The organism is Streptococcus criceti HS-6 (genome assembly GCF_000187975.2).
In the GTDB taxonomy this organism is placed as follows: Bacteria; Bacillota; Bacilli; order Lactobacillales; family Streptococcaceae; genus Streptococcus; species Streptococcus criceti.
Genome location: NZ_AEUV02000002.1, coordinates 2,292,294 through 2,310,553 on the forward strand (window position 1 = coordinate 2,292,294; position 18,260 = coordinate 2,310,553).

The window sequence follows — 18,260 nt, forward strand, 5'->3', positions numbered from 1 at the left end:
CTGAGACTCTTGTCTCAGTCCCATCTAAAGTCAAGTTTTTTCTTGATTATCTAGGATTTTCAAAGGGTCACATTAGAGCAGAGCCTTGAATTGAATATTAGAATCATGTTCGAAGCAGTCATCGAATCCGCGTGGGTGATGGTATTCGATCCTATCCTTATCCTGTGGATAGGTGTATTTTCCACCGACTTCCCAGATAAATGGATGGAATTGGTATTGCAACCGTTCCTTGCGCATCTTCCAGAGGGCTAAGATTTCATCAGTTGATGCCATGAAGTTAGACCAGATATCGTAGTGAACTGGGATGATAACTTTAGCACGCAGATTTTCAGCCATGCGCAAAAGATCAATAGAGGTCATCTTATCTTGGATACCAACTGGATTGTCCCCATAGTTATTAATAGCAACATCGATGTTGAAATCCTTACCGTGTTTAGCAAAATAATTCGAGAAGTGCGAATCTGCACCGTGATAAATCGTTCCACCAGGAGTTTCAAAGACATAGTTGACAGCCTTACGAGCCATTTCTTCGTCTGTTACAGCCAGACCTTTTAATTCGCCATCTTGCTGGTCTGCTCCTTCAACCGGTAGGGTTACCAAGCAGGTCCGGTCAAAGGACTCGACGGCTGTTACTTTAATATCTTTAAATTCAAAGGATTCGCCCGGTTTGATAACAATAATACGATCTTCGGGAACGCCCCATTTCTTCCAAATTTCACCACATTCATAAGGACCGACAAATTTAACATGATCCAATTTAGGATTATTGACAATAGCTGCAGCCGTATTGATATCAATATGGTCGCTGTGGAAATGAGAAACGAGATAGTAGTCTAATTCATTAATGGCAAAGGGATCAATGACCATGGGTTGCACGCGCAAGTTAGGCTGCAATTTGCGCACACCGGCCATATTAGCCATCTGGTGACCGCGTACCATATCCTTTACCTGTTTCGTGTGTTTACCGCGGTTTGACCACAGATCCATGACAACATTGGCACCACCCGGTGTCTTGATCCAAACACCGCAGTTACCCAGCCACCACATGGCAAAGTTGCCTTCTGGAACCACTTCTTCTTCAATTTCTTCATTGAGCCAGGTTCCCCACTCTGGAAAAGTTGAAAGAATCCAAGACTCACGTGTAATATCTTTTACATTAGCCATTTTAATACCTCCAAAGTATTTTTTCTTATATGTTCAGTATAGTATCCACGCTTCTTGAAAAAAAGACCAAGTCTCACACTTTTTTGTGTTCAAAACTAGGCTGTCACTGGAGTTAGATCTGACAAAAAGTGACAGGAAGTGTTCTCCCTGCCACACTGTCTTTTTCCAATGTTAACGCTAGTATGCGTTACTTCCTAATAATAACCACTGACATCTTTCAACAGTTCTTGGTAGAAAACCTTCTCGATTTTTTTGAGTAAGATATAGGCTTCTTTGTCGCTTTTGACGTACTGGCGGATATAGTGCTCGATTTCCTCATCAAAGGCTTGATGGTCAGCACTTTCCCGCCTGATAAAACGCACCATTCTCACAATATCCTCATCGGTTAAAACAGCATTAACCTGAAGAACAGGTAATGCGCTCGTCAAAGTGTCTGGATCCGAGGTGGTGATGACAAAATCAGAAGTTAGTAAATCACTGATACTATGAAATTGCTCCGAAGAAAAAACGGCCTCAATACGTGTATTAGGCAGAATTCGCCGACACTGTTGGAGGAAAAACTTTTGTACCCCGACACCGTCGTCACACACTAAGGTCACTTCTACTTGATTGAAATGATTATTGTCTTTCTCTTCTTTTTCCAATTCACCGCCTAGATGAACCGCTAAATAGGCAATATCATCATCTGTCAGAGAAATAAACCAGGCCCGCTCCAAAATATCAGCACACGATTTAGTCTGTTCAAAAAGGGTTTGATAATTCTCCTTAATCTGATTGGTCAGAGGATTAATGGATGAAATCCCATAGGTTTTCCGATAAAGCATGGATTTACAGTGGGCAACCAATTGGCTGAGCAGTAGATCGCGATGGACAAAACTACCATGATAAAGAGTTTCATACTTTTTCAAAAAGTGATCCAACTGCTGCCGCATATCATCATAGTCATGACTCTCTACATGCTCATCTCGGTCTTTCCGAAATGAAAGAATAAGCATAGCAACGATTGATTTTTCAAGTTCATCTAGTCGAATACCATAAGTCTGATAAACCCCATCAGCCAAATCCTGAACAAGACGGTATTCTTTACGCTCCCGCGCCATGCTAAATTCTCGGTGAACCGTCACTCTTTCTTCATTAGACAGGCTCATATTCCGATAGACGCTCAGTAAATAAGGCAGAGCTCTAGCCATAAACTGTCGGTCATAGCAGTTAATTTTCTTCCCTAATCTGTCTGTCAGCTGATTGACTTGTTCTGTAAAATAGCTGCGCATATTTTCAGAAAAGTAGAGATTATCTGGTGAGAACTCCCGAATTTTTAGGTGGACAATCTCATTAAAACCTTCATTTCCTTCATAAACGATTGATTGAAGGAGTTTATAAAAGAATTGGATTTTTACAAGGGCTGGGCAGTCTAAATAATAGCCCCTTGCTTTATTGACTTGAAGCGTGATGCCAAAGATTCCTCGGTTCAACTGCTGACGCATTTCCTGCAAATCATTTAAAACCGTGTTGCGAGAGACATCGGTCAGCTGCATGAGTTTCTCAAGCGTAACTTTTTCTGCAGCTACACCAATATAAATCAGCATCAACTGCAGGCGTTCATCAACCTTCATAACATAGGTATAATCATCCAGCTCTGCCATCAAATCTTGGCAGACTTTCTTCTGCTCTTCAGTCAGAACGATGCCAATCCGAGGATAGGAAATGATTTTCCCAACCGTGTCAGGCAGGGCTTCATTTATCTTATCTAGGTGATAGTAGATCTTTCGACGCGATTGTCCTAAAGCTTTTGAAATCGCCATAATCGTCTCTGGCTCCTTCAGCTTTAGTAAATAATTGAGCAGGGCATAACTTCGTTTGTCTAAAAAAATCATTTTTTCTCCTCTCATAGGGCGCGAAGATATTAATACTCAAAGGGTTTAAAAACTCCTATAAAGTAGGTGAATTCCAAAGAGCCCCTAAAAGTCCTAAGAAATCTGTCTTGCCTAATAGATTTTATCTGGAATTCCATTTCTAAACAAGAAGGAAATTAGTCTTTTTTATCAAGGCCAATGAGCTGATCCACATCATCTCTAAGCTTTTCAGCAGTTGACGGGTACTCCAAAGCCAGATATTCTAAAGAGGGGAAATCACCTATAAGCTGACAGATATCTAACTCACCTTCAAATAGGCTAGCACTTAGCTGGAGCCTATCATTTACGAGTTTATAATTCTTGCAGTGAAGATAGGTAGTAACTGAAGCTAAAGCTTCTTTAGCCTCTTCAACAGATTCACGAACCTAGGCCCAATTGCCCGTATCAAACACAAAACTAATAGGCAGAGCCACATTCCTTATCATATTCATTGTTTGTTGACAGTTGGCTAGACTGGCATGAAAGGGCATTTGGTTATTTTCCACTCGTATGTCGATTTCATCAAGGGGAAAAGCTGATAACTTTTTTAATTCTTGTTCAGTGACTCCCTGACTGTTTCCTGTATTTAATTTGATAAAAGGAGCCGCTAAAGACCGTGCTTCTTCAAAAAGAACTGGCAATAAAGGGTTGACTTTGCTGTTGACGAACAAATCTTCATTAATACTGTAAAATAATGATATTCCGTAGATATCAGCTTTTTTCTTTAATCCAGACAGCTCAGTTCTTTTATCATTAATAAATTCACGCCTGACTTCAAATCTTCTAAGTCCTAAATCATAGACGTTTGCAAGCAACTCCTCTTGAGTTTTACCGGTCTGTAAATCCTTTAATACTCAATGAAAATCAAGCATAGCCGAAGTCCATTTTCTATGGACAATCGTTTTTAACTCTTTCCAATGAAAACTTTGAATAACCTCTTGAAGTTGATTAATAACCTCCTCCAAAGTTTTGAAGGCTTTGTTTTTAAACCCACGTTTTCTTATTTCAGCCCAGACCTGTTCAATAGGATTCATTTCAGGAGTATAAGGCGGAATAAAAGCAAAGTCTATATTATGTGGAACTTCTAAAGCCTTTGATTTATGCCAAATGGCATTATCCATAACCAAAACAATGTAATCGTCAGGAAAAGCTTGACTTAATTGTCTTAAAAATTCGTTCATCCATTCAGTATTACAACCTCCTGCGATGAGGAAAAAAGATTCTCCTGTATGGGCATCAACGGCTCCGTAACAATAACGGTATTCTCGAATGTAGTGGCTGGCTACATGTGGCCTATAACCTTTAGGTGCCCAACAAGCTCCTAGCTTACTGATACGACCAAAACCCGCTTCATCTTGATACATGAGACGGACTTTCTTGTAACGTCAGCTATGCTTAAAGCGCTTTCTTGTCTTCCTGAATATAGATTTTATTTTTTGACGCATAAATCGTTTTAGCGTCTGCTTTTTTAGGATGTTTTGGACGAGGAGTTACCTTTCGCCATCCGTGGCGTTTTAATAAAGCATAGAATCCCTCACGAGTGGTTGACTTTCCAACTTCAGCTTGATAGGCTTCAAACAAGCTTTGAACAGTTACGTGCTCCCCCTTTAATGCCCGTTCTAGTTGTTGGTTTAGGAATCTTTCTTCCTCTTCGATGGTCATATAAGCACGTCTACGACCACCGCGATTTTCTTTAAATAGAGCTGTTAGTCCCCCCTTTTGATAACGGGTAATTAAGTTGCGAACAGACTGGTGAACGAGCCCAACCTCTTTGCCGATTGCTGTTAAGCTCATTCCTTGTGAACGAAGGAGGAGGGCATGAAGTTTTCTATAGTGTTTATCATTTGCTTTATCTTTGAGTGCTTGTTTTAGTTCTTGTGCTTGTGCTGGTGTAATTTCTAGTGTCATGACTATATTATATCGCTATTTTTGATTTTTGTTAAGTATAAAAAGGCGATACTGTTAACAATAATATCTTCTTTTTTCATGCTAGCCCCTTTTAATTAATTCATGGAGGTTTTCCAGAGCAATCAGCGATTCCCAATGTGGCTGCATAGCCTCAATCAGACTCTGGTAAACCCGATATTTTTCTTCATAACAGGCATGTTCTGCTGCAACCGGTTCGAAATAGTCTTTAGGCTTCACCATCTTGTGGCAGGCTTCTTCCAAACTCAAACCATCGATCGCCTGCAAGCAGGCGATCGCACCTCCTAGAGCCCCTAACTCGCTTCCTTCAACAGTTTCGATAGGAATGGCAAGACCATCTGAAAAAATCTGCATCCAGGCTTTTGAATTAGTAGCGCCACCTGATAGTCTGATCTTTCTTGGCTTGCGCCCCCTTGTTTTTACAAGTTGATCGATATGCTGTTTGTGTGCAAATACAATCCCTTCATAGACTGCACGAACCATATGAGACTTGGTTGTCGTTGAACTCAGGCCCAAAAAACTCGCTCTGGCGTCCCGGCCGACATTACTGCCGTAAAGAAAAGGGAAAAATAAGACAGGTGTGTAAGAAGCGCTGGTCTCTCGCAAAAAGACTTCTAGGTTATCATAGATAGAACCACCTTCCTGCTGACTATTTTTGATTTCTTCAGCCATCAGCATTTTCAGAATGGCGTCAAGGTTACCTGCAGATGTCGGGCTGCTGGCTTCAATTAAAAAATCACGGTTAGGAAAGTAGGAATTCATATGACCGCTGGCTTGGTCAGCAGCTGTCTTGCTGGAATAGGTATTGATATTCCACGTCCCTGAAATCACGCTAAAAACATCGTTGTCTAAGACACCTGAGCCAATAGCACAGGCATCAATATCAAATAAACCGCCAATAACAGGGGTTCCTTCCGTAAGGCCAGTTACGTGAGCAGCATCTCTGCTGACGCCACCCACAACTTGAGCATAATCAACAAGGGGGGGGAGGGCAGAACTCATCTCAGCTATGCCAAAAAAGTCTAAAATGGCTTCATCATAGGTCCCAGTTTTAAAATTAATCCAGTGATTTCCCGAAGCATCCCCGTACTCCTGGTTGATCTTATCGGTCAATTTAAAACGGACAAAATCTTTAGCAGATAAGATGGAACCAATTTCCTGATAAAGCTCTGGTTCATGTTCCTTCAGCCACCGTAAAAGAATGGGATTCTGGACACCGACGATATGCTGCTGAGTTAGAGGCCAAATTTCTGATACACGTTTTTCAAACTGCTGGGCTAAAGCTGCTGCTCGGTTATCTGTCGAAAGAATACCGCGCTTAAAGGGACGTCCTTTCTTATCCAGCAAATACAAACCTTTGCCGTGTCCGATACAGGCAACTGCTGAAATAGATTGACTGTTAATTCCAGATTTTTCAATGACCTTTTTAACAGTATTGCTAATGGCCTGCCAAGTTGCTGCCAGATCAACTTCTCTGTAACCCGGTTTATCTTCGATACGTAGCGTTTCAAAAGATGAAACCGCCAGCTGCTGACCGTCTTCATTAAATAAGACGGCTTTTGTGTTGGTACCGCCGTAATCAATGCTTAAAAAATACCGCATGAGAATTCCTCCTATAAAAATAACTAGAGCTGAGAATATTTCCCAGCTCTACTGCTTATAGAGTTAAGGCTTTAGTAGCTGGATCAAAGGCCTCGTGATTGGCCTTGACAATTTCTGACTTAAAGTAAACACGCTCAGCATTGTTGTAAAGAACATCTTCCAACTCTTCCTGAGTAAAAATATCGGTATGCTCCAGCTATGCAGCTAGTTCTTTATAAGTGTTAAAGGTAGCTGACCAAGGAGAATCTGTTCCCCATATAATGCGCTTAGCTCCGAGAATGTCTTTGGCAATCTGTACACTCTTTTTTGGAAATTGACCTTTAGACATAAACTAACAATAAAAATCATTACCGGAACAACAACTGATGTTCCAAAGGCATCAAAAAAATTGTGTAAAGCTTCTAACATAGGTAACCTCATCTTCCTGGATAAGTTTTCGTCATTATTTGTAAAAACATAGCTAAGCCTAAACTATCGGCTGTAGGGAGGCTTTTACTACAATAGGAGAAGAAATCTTATACTCTTGACTCATACCGCAGAGCCCCCCTCCTTTTTTATAAACAGCCTTCAATAGCGAAATAGATAAGCACATCTAATTTTGATCTGAGAACTATTTATTAACAACGTTGATAGGATGTCCAGCATAAAAGGAACGAATATTTTCTGCCGCTTCTTCTGCCAAAGTCCGACGTCCCTCAACAGTACCTGTGCCCGCATGAGGAGCCATCATAACATTATCCAGAGCACGCAGTTTTTCTGAAACATGCGGTTCAAACTCAAAAACATCCAGACCGGCACCGGCAATCTCTCCTTTTTCCAGCGCTTCTACCAAATCTGCTTCTGACACAATCGGGCCGCGCGCAGCATTAACAAGATAGCTGCGATTCTTCATAGCCTTGAAAACTTCTCTGTTAAACTTATGTTTAGTTGACGGCAGGAAGGGAGCATGAATGGTAATAACATCTGCTGTCCCAACCAGTTCATTAAAGTCAGCATAAGTAACACCAAGTTCTTTTTCCTTTTCGTCTGATAAGCGGTAGGCATCATTATAGATGACTTTCATTCCAAAAGCCTGCGCCAGTTTAGCGACAGTCGAGCCGATTCGGCCAAAACCATAGACCCCCAATGTTGCCCCTTCAAGTGTCATGCCTTGGTAGCGGCGTTCACTGGGATCAATCCACTCGCCATTGCGGACAACCTTATCGTAAAAGGCCAAACGTTTAACAGCTGATAAAATCAAGGCAAAGGTCATCTCAGCAGTCGGCACACGAACAGCCTGAGGAGAATTAGAAACGACAATTCCTTTTTCTTTAGCGTAAGCGATATCAACATGGTCAAAACCAACAGCATTCAAAGAAATAATCTCTAAGTTTTTACCGGCATCAAGCATTTCTTTATCGCCCTTTTGCCCCATCAAAAGCCAGCCGTCGTACTCATGCAAATGCTCCAGCACATACTGGCGTGAAAATGGTTCGCCATCCGAATAGGTGACATCAAAGTCTTCAAAAAGTTTTGTTAAACCTTCTTTGGGAACGATACCTGTTACAAGGATTTTTTTCTTGGTCATATTTTTACTCCATTCTGATATTCTGATAAATTTGGTAAGACAGCTCTTTGTTGTAAGCATAAGTGAGCAGACAGTCCAAAACAAAGGGAGAGTATGGCAACTCCAGATAAGCTCTGGCAAAAGCCATAGCACTCATTTCACTTAAGGACACAAAGGTCGTCTTATAGCAATATCCCAGAAGAGACCACAGAACCATTTTTTTCGTTTTGGTAATGATTGATGCCTCATGCTGAAATTCTAAATAGTGGAAATATTCATGAGCAATCAGCAGCTGCTTAAGTGCTTTTTCTGAAAAATCATGCTGGTATTTGGTCCCCCTCACCAAATTTAAAAACTTATCAATACTGTCCTGAAAAACTGTGATTTTATTGGGTTCTACATACTGGGCAAAAATAAGATAGCTACCGCCATTCGGTGTAGGTGGATTGGTATAGACAATCTCTTCTCTTTCTAATAAGGCAGGAAGATCGGGGGCTTCTGTTTTAACACCCTCAGCATAAGCAGAACCGCAGGTTACAGCTTCAGCAATCAGCTCTGCCTTTAGTTCTTCTGTCATACGCCCATAAACAGGATCTGCTTTTAGGGCGTCCTGATAAAATTTTTCTTCTGGAATCGCCATAACCAATTCCACAAAGGTCTCAAAGTCTGGTACACTCGCAGCATCCGTTTCTTCCTGTTTGGGAGGAGCCTGCGAATTGGGAAAGAAAATTTTCTTGATATTCATGTTCATCATAATTGTGTTTTAACCGCCACTAAGATAACTTTTTCGTCAGGATCTAGCATATCCATTTCAACAGACATTAAAAGAAGAATTTGCTCAAAATCCATACTGCCATTGAAGTCCATGATTCTTGGGCCGACACAGATATAAAAGTCCGGCCGCAAAACGCTGTCTGTCGTAAAGACAGCCAATTTTTCATAAAAATCCGCAACGGCTTCCTGATAATCTTTCACCTGAATCTCTACTGCCGTTCCTGAACTGCTTTGAACTTTAATAAATCCTTTGGTGTCCAAAATACGGATAGCTTCATCACCATCTGTGCGTCCAATAATCTTAAAGAACTCACCGTTCAGCTTAATAGCAACCTTTTCTGCTGGAACGCCCATATCTTCGGCAGCTAAGGTCATCAATTCTTCTTGTGTCGCAGCAGATAGGAGATCCATAGATTTAACTTCTGTAGAGCCCAGAGCTATGGCTGTTAATTTCGAAGTCTGAGAATCAATTTCTACGTGCACCTCAACCGTCGCTGGGGCCGCACCGCTTTCAACAGCCCTGTCAATGGCTTCTTGCCGAATAGAACGGATATCCTCGGGTGTTGGATTGGGAACTACCCGTTCTACAGCATCGCGAACCAAGGAAAGAGCTACCCCAATAGAAGAAATAACTTCCGCATTTTCTGGAATTTTATACTTGATGTCCATCTTATCGGCGCAGTAACCTATCAGTGAGGCTGCTCCACCGCCGACACCAATCAAGGAAATTTGGTCATGGCTCAATTTGTACTTTTCCGCCAACTCCATAATGACAGGTTCAATCTTCTCATAAGCTTTATGCAGAATTTGTTCAGCCAGCTCTTCAACACCAATCCCTATGTAATCAGCCACAGGTTTCATGGCTAAGCGAGCCGCTTCAACATTTCCATAAGAAAACTCATCAGGACTAACTAAGCCTAAAACATTGGCAGCACAGCTATTAGTAATGGTCAGATAAGAACCATCCTTTAGGCGGAGCCGGACATAATCTTCCGGATCTCCGTCCTTAGGCTGGAATAAATCCAATTCACAATCTTCTAAACGCTCTGTTTCTGAGAAGACTGCATAATCCAAACCAGCGATATGGGCACTACGGGGCCCGACATCTACTACACCGTCCTTGGACACACGTACCATACTACCGCCGGCAACACCCAAGACTCGGACATCTAAGGAGCTGATATAGGTCTTATGACCACCAACAATAGAATAATCAACCGCCGGCCGACCATTTTTTATGACACCGATATTAACAGAAGTTCCGCCAACTTCAAAATAAACTCCATTTGAAGCCCGTAAGTACATCAGTGCCCCCATGACACTGGCTGCAGGACCTGATAACATCGTAAGAACAGGGCGCTTTTTCATTTCTGAAATGTCCATGACACCACCATCCCCACGCATAATCATCAAGGGCACCTCAACACCAGCATTATGGACGCTTGTTTCTGTCTGCCTAGCAGTATCCAGCATTTTGGGCAGGATACTGCCGTTAATAGCTGCTGTCCGTGTCCGACGAGTCAAACCATATAATTTGGTGATTTCAGAAGCTGTACTTGCCATTAATCCCCGGCTCTCAGCTTCACCTAAAATATTTTGCTCAGGGGTGGCATCGTCAACCCCGAAAGCAGAGGAAGCTATGATAACCTGAGCTCCTTGTGCTTCTAAGCTATCCAGTTTTTTATTAACCTTTTCTTGGGTGAATTCCCTTCCTGGCAGAAACTCATTAACAATCCTGATGTAGCGCCCGGTTCCTAAATCAATATCATCAAGATGAGTCTGGCGCTTGGCCAAAAATGATTCAAAGAAACCACCGGCAGTTCCCAATACACCAACCTTGGCTACATCTCCTTCCAATAGCGCGTTGGTTGCTTGAGTAGTACTGTGAGCCACAAACACAACATCTTCTGGAGAGATATTGTTTTCCTGCATACAGTTAACAAAAGAAGTGACGACGCCAGTGGCTACACCAAATTCATCATCATGGGTGGTTTTTACGGAGGACTTTCCAATGATCTCGTGCGTATCATTATCAATGGCTACCGCTTTGGTATGGGTGCCACCAACATCAATTCCCATTCTTACTTTTCTACCTGACATAACCTATCCCCCTTTAACCGAACATAAAGTAGGTAACCATAGCTAAAATAGCACTGATTACCCAACCGCTAGGGATACTAATCTTAAGGAAGTCCTTAGTCGTTACCTTGGTATAGTTGATACCCCAAATAATCCAAGACTGAGTAATACAAGATGAAATATTCATCGTAATCGTTGGCGTATACATCAAAGGAAAGAGCAGATTTGTACTAAAACCAACACTTTTTAGTATGCCTAAAGTTGCAGCTCCTGCACCAGCCAGTGTAAACGGTCCTCTAAATAAGCCTAAAGGTGCTAGAATAGCAAAAGCTAGACAAATGATAAGGGTAGAATGAGGAATAATCCCTCCTAATAAAGCATTAAAGTAAGGAACAGCTAGCTCTGATGCCTTATTAAACATAGGAATAATCAGCATGAAGCCGACCAAGGGAGCTGTATCAATAACCCCATCATAGAAGGTTTTATTGAAGATATCACCAGTTGCCTTGAAGTTCTTGAGATAGCCGCAGATTGCTAAGGCATAAAAACTAGCAATAAGGAAACCAAGAATAACTGGAACTTGAAAGCCTATTGCCAATACAACCGGAATAAATGGTGTCAGCAGAGCTAAAGCCGGTACCTTGCCTTCTTGATCTTTAGCAGGTGTTTTGGCAGCCCAGGCATGAATGCGTTTCTTTCGATTTGCAAAAATGACAATAATCATAATAGCGATTATCAGCTGAATGGCTAAAGCGATGAATCCCCAATGTAAGTAAGTTGCATTGTAGAAATAAGTTTGTTCACCCTTAGGACCTAGATAGAATGCTTGGTACTGATTGAAAATCAAAGGGTTGATATAGAGTCCTGATCCAATAGAAAGCATAAAAGCAACCAAGGAAAAAGTCTTAGGGACACCTAGAGTCAGCATGATTGGCAGTACAATAACACCGATAGCAACAACAGCACCTGCACCAAACATACTGGTAAAGATAGCTGTTGTTACAGCCAAGAGTAAGGTTGCTGTTATGGCCGGTTTATCACCTCACAACTCAACAGTTTTTTTGATAATCGATGATGCAATGCCGGTTTGTAGCATGACACGGCCAAACCATGCACCAAAACAGAAGTTAACCAAGACTGGTCCCCAGCCTTCTGGCCCCGCTTGAAAAACATTGGTCAAAACATCTTTAAAAGGCATCGTGACAACATCTTTGTTCTGAGCAATAAACTGAGGATCCTTGACCAGCATATTACCAACTAAGGGAATAATGGTCCATAAGATAGCCATAATCAGCATACCAATCATCAGGTTACCGCCTTTGACGGCATAAACAACTAGTCCTAGAAAAACTAGCAATAACAAAATTCCTATTAGCGTTTGAATCATGGTTCATCTCCTTTTATTAAGATAATGAGCTACTTTAATTATCCAGTGGATAACTAAAGATTGGAAATTGAGCTTGCACAGCAAGCATCAACGGAAGACTCCAACAGAAGTCTTAGGTATGTGCGATTAAACTAAGGTACTACAGAGACTTAAATTTAGGAAGACACAATCCGCAGACTATGTTCGATTCCTTTTCTTTAAAGACTAAGACCACTGTATAGTTCAAGGATTCAAGAATTGCGATTAACTTTTACGACCACCTTCTTAACAAATTCGGGTGTTTCATCCACCCATCCGTTTGTTTTATGAGGCTCATCCATACCGATGATCAAAAAATCTCCTTTCTTTAATTTCACTTTATTGATATGTTCAGGCTCTTCCAGAAATTCAATATCTCGCCTAATGTCATAGGGAGTTGCAGGCTCTATCTCGGTTAAGGATGATAAGTAGATATATTCGCTACCTTCTACTACATAGTGAACATCTAATCTTTTATGGTGTCTTTCAAAAGGAAGATTTGATACATCCTGTGTTTGATAAGATAAGACTTGCAGATAAATATCCTCATCTACTTGAATACGTCCGTCCTCAACTTGAAGAAAATTTCTTTCCTGAAGCAGCTGTAAGACTTTACCAACTACTTGATAATCGGCTAGATTAAAACTCTTTATATTTGAGTACAGCATTTCTTATCACCCTCCTATAAAACTTGCACTAAATTCTTAAAAAGATATCTGATATAAAGCCACTTCATGGCGCCCATTGTTAGCAGAAAAAATGTAATTCTTCCCATTTTTTTCAAAAGCTAAGCAGTTACTTGAAGAGGCGCCTGAATCAATTAGTTCCATCTGAATTTTATCGTCGACCTTTCGGTAGAGCATTAAATCAGCCTGATCAGATCTCCAGCCAAATATAAACACTGGCTGTCCATCGAAATAGCCTGACCAGATCGAATGCCCAAAAGGAGTCTTTTGGGGATGATGGAAAATTTCTGTCGTAAAGTCATTATTCAAAACCCGCAATTTATCACCATGAAATGCTTGGATGATAACATTTTCTTTAACACCGTTACTGTCCAAATCAATCTGGACGATATCGCTTGTTTCTTCACCAAAGAGCAAATCCAATCGCCAGTCATTTGTATCCGAATACTCTGGGTAGGTTAACTTTATAATTCCTTCAACGCCTGTTATCAAGGAATACCCCTCCTCTTTGACACTGTAGTAACCGTGATTCTTACAAAGTCTAAGCGGGAGCGTTCGTAAATCAGTCAATTGGTTATTTTGTTCGTCGAACTGTCCAACGATAATTTTTCCCTTGTCAGACCAGTCTTCAACAAAACTTTTAGAATTAGCAATGGTACAACCAACAAAGAGAAGGCTGCCATCAGATTGTTCAATGAGATCAAAACGATGTAAATAGGGAAAGTCTGCCAACTTGGAAATTGTCCAGCACCCTTCTGAAAAGCTTCCTCTGACAATTTGACATGATTTAGCATTAAAGCCAGGGTAAAATTTTTGGGTTGCTAGGAAATCAAGGGTTCCCGGAATCTGGATGATACTCATAGTTCCTCCGATTTCATCCCAAATGACTGTCCTTTCAAAAGAACGATTGAGGTCATAAGCAAAGCAAGCATCTTCAACTTCCGAGGCTACCAGCAAATAATCGTCATCTTGATGCTGAAGTCGGGTTACCGAATAGCTAGATTGTAAAGGCTCCGATAATATTTTTTTGACTTCCATTTGTACTCTACGCTCCTTCCAAAATTAAAGTTAATCGTTTAACCAAATCATCAAAAAATAATAACGTTTTTTGGTTAAACGTTTAACCTTTCTTCGCTATCTTGAGTATATCACACCAAAAATATTTTGCAAGCGTTTTCTTATTTAAAATTGAAAAAGAAAAGGGAGAAACCATTATCTGCTGCCTCCCTTTCTCAAACCATTCTAAACCCATTAAAAAGATTTTCGAAGTACGATGTCATTACGAACCTCGATCAGCTGAGGTTTATAAGTCTGGTCATCATGCTTAATCTTATCAATCAGACATTCTGCTGCGACACAGCCAAGTCCATAGGAATCTTGACGGATACACGACATATTGGGATTTAGAACCTCCATCCAATCAAGATCTTCATATGAGCCCAGACCAAAATCATCAGGGTAGCGATAATCTGTTTTGTTTAACATCTTCATAAATTCTAAAAGAGTAGGACCATTCATCATAAAGAAAGCTGTCCGCTTTTGCGCCTTTTCAATAATCGAAAAAATCTTTTTTTCTGTTTCAGCCTCTCCCAGTGTAATTAACTTGGAAGGATCGCTGCTTACCGTCTCTGTAAAACCTAGATAACGGGCTTCCCGTGTAGAGATCCCCGTAATGGGGAAGGTTACAAAATAGATATCTTCATAGCCGGCAGCTTGCATTTTTTTCAAAAATTTACTGGTCGAATAGGTGTTGTCGGAAACTATGGTATCCAGAGTTAGGTTCTTAGATTGCCGGTCGACCATGACCATCTTTTGGTTATCCAATGTTTTAATCATGGGATTATTGGCATCGACCGAATCTAAAATAACACCAGATACCTTTTCTTGATCTAATCTTCTTAGATTATCTAATTCTTGGTTTAAATCATTATCTGAATTTGTAAAAGTAGCAGCATAGCCATGCAAGGTGCAAGTATCATTGATTCCTTTCATAACAAAGGAAATGAAAGGATTAGTAATATCAGCAATCACGACCCCAATCGTTTTAGTATCTCGCGTTACTAAACTCTGGGCAACTTTACTTGGCTGATAGCCTGTTACCTCTATGGCCTGCCTAATTTTCTCCTTTGTTGCGAGTGACATCTTCTTGTAATTTCCACTAAGGTAGTAGGATACTGTCGCCTTTGAAACACCTACTAACTTAGCAATATCGTTAATGGTCACCTTACCAAACATCGTCTTCTACCCCGCTCCTATAATGTCTCTGCCATTATATCACTTTGACTTGGAAAGAACAAAAAGGCAGGGAAGCTTAAGACAACAAAGAGTTAGAAGCTGGAACAAACATATCAGTTGAAACTTCTCATAGAAAAACACGTTGACTACAGCAGTTGGGAGTGTGTTTACTATTAGTGATCAGTGTTCCAATCCTTTTTGACCATAATAAGCATTTTTCCCGTGCTTGCGAAGGTAATGTTTATCTTTCAGTGCTTGGGGGACTTCTTGAACCGAAGGATTGATGCTTTCAGTAAATCTAGCCATTCGTGCTGCTTCTTCTAGTACGACAGCATTATAGACTGCCGTATTTTCATCTTTCCCCCAAGCAAAGGGACCGTGATTACGAACAGTAACACCGGACACAGCCATAGGATCGAGACCGCGTTTAGCAAACTCTTCAATAATGACCTTGCCAGTTTCCTTTTCGTACGCACCATTGATTTCTTCTGGAGTCAGGGCACGCGCGCAAGGAATTGGTCCGTAGAAGGTATCAGCGTGGGTGGTTCCATAACAAGGAATATCACGGCCAGCCTGTGCCCAAGCTACCCCTTCGGTTGAGTGCGTGTGGACAATGCCTCCGATTTCCGGCCAGGCTTTATAAAGCTCAACGTGCGTCGGCAGGTCAGATGATGGGTTGAGATCCCCTTCAACAATATTGCCATCAAGGTCAGTCACGACCATGTTTTCAGGTGACAGTTTCTCATAGTCAACACCTGATGGTTTGATAGCAATATAGCCCTGTTCACGATCAATGGCCGAGACATTACCCCAGGTAAATTTGACCAAACCATGAACTGGTAGCTTCATATTGGCATCATAGACGCGTTGTCTTAATTCTGGTACTAGCATTTATCGTAACCCCGCTTTCTCTATCAGTGGATAAAGGAAGTCTTGTGCTTCCTTGATAGCGGTCCGTGTTTCTTCAATGGTCTCACAGTTTTCTGACCACATTTCAATCAAAAAAGGACCGTTATAATTCGTTTTCTTTAAAACATCAAACATGGCTTCCCAGTCAACACAGCCTTGGCCAAACGGCACGTCACGAAACTGTCCCTTGGAGTTTTCTGTTACCGCATAAGTATCCTTCAAGTGAAGAGCGGCAATTGAACGGTGTCCATTGTAAAATTCGCTCCAGAGGTCATTATGCCAGGCTGAAACGTTACCTGTGTCAGGATAGACAAAAAGGTAAGGAGAATCAATCTCTTTTTCAATAGCTAAATATTTCTCAATCGAATTGATGAAGGGATCGTCCATGATTTCAATGGAAAGAATGACTTGAGCTTCTTCTGCCCAAGTGCAGGCCTGACGCAGATTTTTAATAAAACGTGCCCGCGTTTCAAGCGATTTTTCTTCGTAGTAGACATCATAGCCTGCTAGCTGAATATTGCGAATGCCAATATCTTGAGCAAAGATGATGCACTTTTTCATCATGTCCATAGCACGCGCTTCCTTGTCGGGATCATTGGATCCCATCGGGAAACGGCGGTGGCCGCTAAAGGTAATGGTGGGCACCCGCACACCCGTTTCAAAAATAGCTTTAACTAAGTCTAAACGTTCTTCTTTTGACCATTCCAGACGGGCTAAACGTTCATCTGATTCATCAATGGATAATTCAACAAAATCAAAGCCCAACTCCTTAGCAAAATTCAAACGTTCTAGCCAAGTAAACTGTTTGGGTGTGGCTTTTTCGTAAATACCGATTGGACGTGTCATAACCTACCCCCAGATTCGTTTAATTTCGTCCTTGAAAGCACGGGCTGCAGCAGCAGGGTCTGCTGCTTCGGTAATACCACGACCGGCGATAAAGGTAAAGACATCCACTCCTTCAAAGAGTTTTAGGGTATCAACATTGAGACCGCCTGTAACAGATACACGAAAGCCCATATCAATTAGTTTTTTGACCTTATTAAGATCTTTTTCTCCCCACGTTTCGCCTGCCAGCAGGGCGTCGCGCGATTGGTGGTAAATGGCTTGCGAAATTCCAGCGTCCAGCCATTGCTGTGCTTGGTCGTAAGTCCAGTCACCGTAGAGCTCGATCTGAATTTCACCGCGGTCTCCGCGGACTGCTTCGATAGCCTTGCGGGCTGCTTCCATAGTCGGAATGGTGGCACAGCAGATACAGGTCATCCAGTCAGCACCACGAACAGCGTTATTTTTGGCGACTGTTCCGCCAGCATCGGCACACTTGGTGTCGGCCACAATAATTTTGTCAGGGAAGAGGTTGCGGAGCACTTCAACCAATTCGCTACCGACTTGGAGGAGGCAGACCGTTCCTGCTTCAATGACATCGACTTCTTGGCCAACTGAGACTGCGGCTGTGATAGCACCTTGTAAATCAGAATGGTCAAGGGCTACTTGTAAATTTGGAAGTTGTTTTGTCATAATCATTTTCCTTTCATAAAAATCTTTATCGACCCAGGCTAGTTTTCGGACAAACACTATGACTTTATTGCCAGCCTAGACCCTTTGCGTCAAATTGTTCTACCTAAAATAGTTAACACGAGGCCAGGCTTTTTATACGTTATCTTCAGCGATTACAATACTTTGTGGGTGAGGGCGAAATCATCATAGCTGTCTGCCCCATCTCATTGACACAAATTACTTTGTTTCAAGTCCAGTCTAAGACTCTTTACTGAAGCCTTCGTTTTTTGTTTTTAGCTTTAACGAAGAATCACAGAGCCGCTACTAGTGCGAGCTTCCTATCTTCCTTGCTAACACGATTATCGCGTTTACTTGTTCCGTGTTGCGGGTTAAATTAGTCCACGGGACGCCTCGCTTTTCGGTTTTTGGGCTCGGGTTAAATTATTCCACAGAACACCTCGCTTTTCAGTTTCTGGGCTCGGGTTAAATTAGTCCACAGGACGCCTCGCTTTTCAGTTTCCGGGCTCGGGTTAAATTAGTCCACAGGA

The 18,260-nt window shown here is 41.6% G+C and carries 15 protein-coding genes and 2 pseudogenes; all 17 read right to left on the minus strand.

Annotated features, from left to right (window positions below; translation table 11 throughout):
- Positions 1–72: 72 nt before the first annotated feature.
- Positions 73–1,164, minus strand: a complete 1,092-nt coding sequence (gene ulaG, locus STRCR_RS10635; protein WP_004228215.1) for an L-ascorbate 6-phosphate lactonase — start codon at positions 1,162–1,164, stop codon at positions 73–75.
- A gap of 194 nt (positions 1,165–1,358) precedes the next feature.
- Entirely contained in the window at positions 1,359–3,038 is a 1,680-nt protein-coding gene (locus STRCR_RS10640) for a BglG family transcription antiterminator (RefSeq protein WP_004229037.1), read from the minus strand.
- Between the two features lie 404 nt (positions 3,039–3,442).
- Entirely contained in the window at positions 3,443–3,871 is a 429-nt protein-coding gene (locus STRCR_RS11415; protein WP_003048896.1) for a hypothetical protein, read from the minus strand.
- A 39-nt stretch (positions 3,872–3,910) separates the two neighbouring features.
- A pseudogene (locus STRCR_RS11875) lies at positions 3,911–4,964 on the minus strand (IS630-like element ISStso1 family transposase).
- Positions 4,965–5,045: 81 nt separating this feature from the next.
- Complete coding sequence (locus STRCR_RS10660; RefSeq protein ID WP_004225469.1) at positions 5,046–6,584, minus strand: FGGY-family carbohydrate kinase; 1,539 nt, start codon at positions 6,582–6,584, stop codon at positions 5,046–5,048.
- A gap of 55 nt (positions 6,585–6,639) precedes the next feature.
- Positions 6,640–6,897 (minus strand): annotated as a pseudogene (locus STRCR_RS11880) (amidohydrolase family protein); the annotation flags it as partial.
- Positions 6,898–7,194: 297 nt separating this feature from the next.
- Entirely contained in the window at positions 7,195–8,151 is a 957-nt protein-coding gene (locus tag STRCR_RS10670) for an NAD(P)-dependent oxidoreductase (RefSeq protein ID WP_004227645.1), read from the minus strand.
- Between the two features lie 4 nt (positions 8,152–8,155).
- Positions 8,156–8,875 carry a hypothetical protein gene (locus STRCR_RS11420; RefSeq protein ID WP_004227599.1) on the minus strand — a complete coding sequence of 240 codons (720 nt, stop codon included), beginning with the start codon at positions 8,873–8,875 and terminating at the stop codon, positions 8,156–8,158.
- Positions 8,876–8,880: 5 nt separating this feature from the next.
- Complete coding sequence (locus STRCR_RS10680) at positions 8,881–11,004, minus strand: hydantoinase/oxoprolinase family protein (RefSeq protein WP_040804688.1); 2,124 nt, start codon at positions 11,002–11,004, stop codon at positions 8,881–8,883.
- Positions 11,005–11,017: 13 nt separating this feature from the next.
- Entirely contained in the window at positions 11,018–11,992 is a 975-nt protein-coding gene (locus STRCR_RS10685; protein ID WP_004229796.1) for a hypothetical protein, read from the minus strand.
- 33 nt (positions 11,993–12,025) lie between these two features.
- Positions 12,026–12,370 carry a hypothetical protein gene (locus STRCR_RS12220; protein WP_004228473.1) on the minus strand — a complete coding sequence of 115 codons (345 nt, stop codon included), beginning with the start codon at positions 12,368–12,370 and terminating at the stop codon, positions 12,026–12,028.
- Positions 12,371–12,600: 230 nt separating this feature from the next.
- The gene (locus STRCR_RS10690; protein ID WP_004226056.1) at positions 12,601–13,056 is read right to left on the minus strand and encodes a NanQ anomerase/TabA/YiaL family protein; all 456 of its coding nucleotides are present in this window, start codon (positions 13,054–13,056) and stop codon (positions 12,601–12,603) included.
- 36 nt (positions 13,057–13,092) lie between these two features.
- Positions 13,093–14,112, minus strand: a complete 1,020-nt coding sequence (locus STRCR_RS10695; RefSeq protein ID WP_004228922.1) for a hypothetical protein — start codon at positions 14,110–14,112, stop codon at positions 13,093–13,095.
- 213 nt (positions 14,113–14,325) lie between these two features.
- A complete protein-coding gene (locus STRCR_RS10700; RefSeq protein ID WP_004229478.1) occupies positions 14,326–15,309 on the minus strand; it encodes a LacI family DNA-binding transcriptional regulator in 984 nt (327 codons plus the stop codon).
- A gap of 180 nt (positions 15,310–15,489) precedes the next feature.
- Complete coding sequence (locus STRCR_RS10705; RefSeq protein WP_004227630.1) at positions 15,490–16,200, minus strand: L-ribulose-5-phosphate 4-epimerase; 711 nt, start codon at positions 16,198–16,200, stop codon at positions 15,490–15,492.
- The gene (locus STRCR_RS10710) at positions 16,201–17,064 is read right to left on the minus strand and encodes an L-ribulose-5-phosphate 3-epimerase (RefSeq protein ID WP_004227073.1); all 864 of its coding nucleotides are present in this window, start codon (positions 17,062–17,064) and stop codon (positions 16,201–16,203) included. It lies immediately after the preceding gene.
- 3 nt (positions 17,065–17,067) lie between these two features.
- Complete coding sequence (locus STRCR_RS10715; protein WP_004225980.1) at positions 17,068–17,733, minus strand: 3-keto-L-gulonate-6-phosphate decarboxylase UlaD; 666 nt, start codon at positions 17,731–17,733, stop codon at positions 17,068–17,070.
- Positions 17,734–18,260 lie beyond the last annotated feature (527 nt).

Excerpts from the sequence above, each read along its gene's own strand:
- ulaG (WP_004228215.1), bottom strand. The coding sequence starts at position 1,164 with ATGGCTAATGTAAAAGATATTACACGTGAGTCTTGGATTCTTTCAACT.
- STRCR_RS10640 (WP_004229037.1), bottom strand. The coding sequence starts at position 3,038 with ATGATTTTTTTAGACAAACGAAGTTATGCCCTGCTCAATTATTTACTA.
- STRCR_RS10660 (WP_004225469.1), bottom strand. The coding sequence starts at position 6,584 with ATGCGGTATTTTTTAAGCATTGATTACGGCGGTACCAACACAAAAGCC.
- STRCR_RS10670 (WP_004227645.1), bottom strand. The coding sequence starts at position 8,151 with ATGACCAAGAAAAAAATCCTTGTAACAGGTATCGTTCCCAAAGAAGGT.
- STRCR_RS11420 (WP_004227599.1), bottom strand. The coding sequence starts at position 8,875 with ATGAATATCAAGAAAATTTTCTTTCCCAATTCGCAGGCTCCTCCCAAA.
- STRCR_RS10680 (WP_040804688.1), bottom strand. The coding sequence starts at position 11,004 with ATGTCAGGTAGAAAAGTAAGAATGGGAATTGATGTTGGTGGCACCCAT.
- STRCR_RS12220 (WP_004228473.1), bottom strand. The coding sequence starts at position 12,370 with ATGATTCAAACGCTAATAGGAATTTTGTTATTGCTAGTTTTTCTAGGA.
- STRCR_RS10690 (WP_004226056.1), bottom strand. The coding sequence starts at position 13,056 with ATGCTGTACTCAAATATAAAGAGTTTTAATCTAGCCGATTATCAAGTA.
- STRCR_RS10695 (WP_004228922.1), bottom strand. The coding sequence starts at position 14,112 with ATGGAAGTCAAAAAAATATTATCGGAGCCTTTACAATCTAGCTATTCG.
- STRCR_RS10700 (WP_004229478.1), bottom strand. The coding sequence starts at position 15,309 with ATGTTTGGTAAGGTGACCATTAACGATATTGCTAAGTTAGTAGGTGTT.
- STRCR_RS10705 (WP_004227630.1), bottom strand. The coding sequence starts at position 16,200 with ATGCTAGTACCAGAATTAAGACAACGCGTCTATGATGCCAATATGAAG.
- STRCR_RS10710 (WP_004227073.1), bottom strand. The coding sequence starts at position 17,064 with ATGACACGTCCAATCGGTATTTACGAAAAAGCCACACCCAAACAGTTT.
- STRCR_RS10715 (WP_004225980.1), bottom strand. The coding sequence starts at position 17,733 with ATGACAAAACAACTTCCAAATTTACAAGTAGCCCTTGACCATTCTGAT.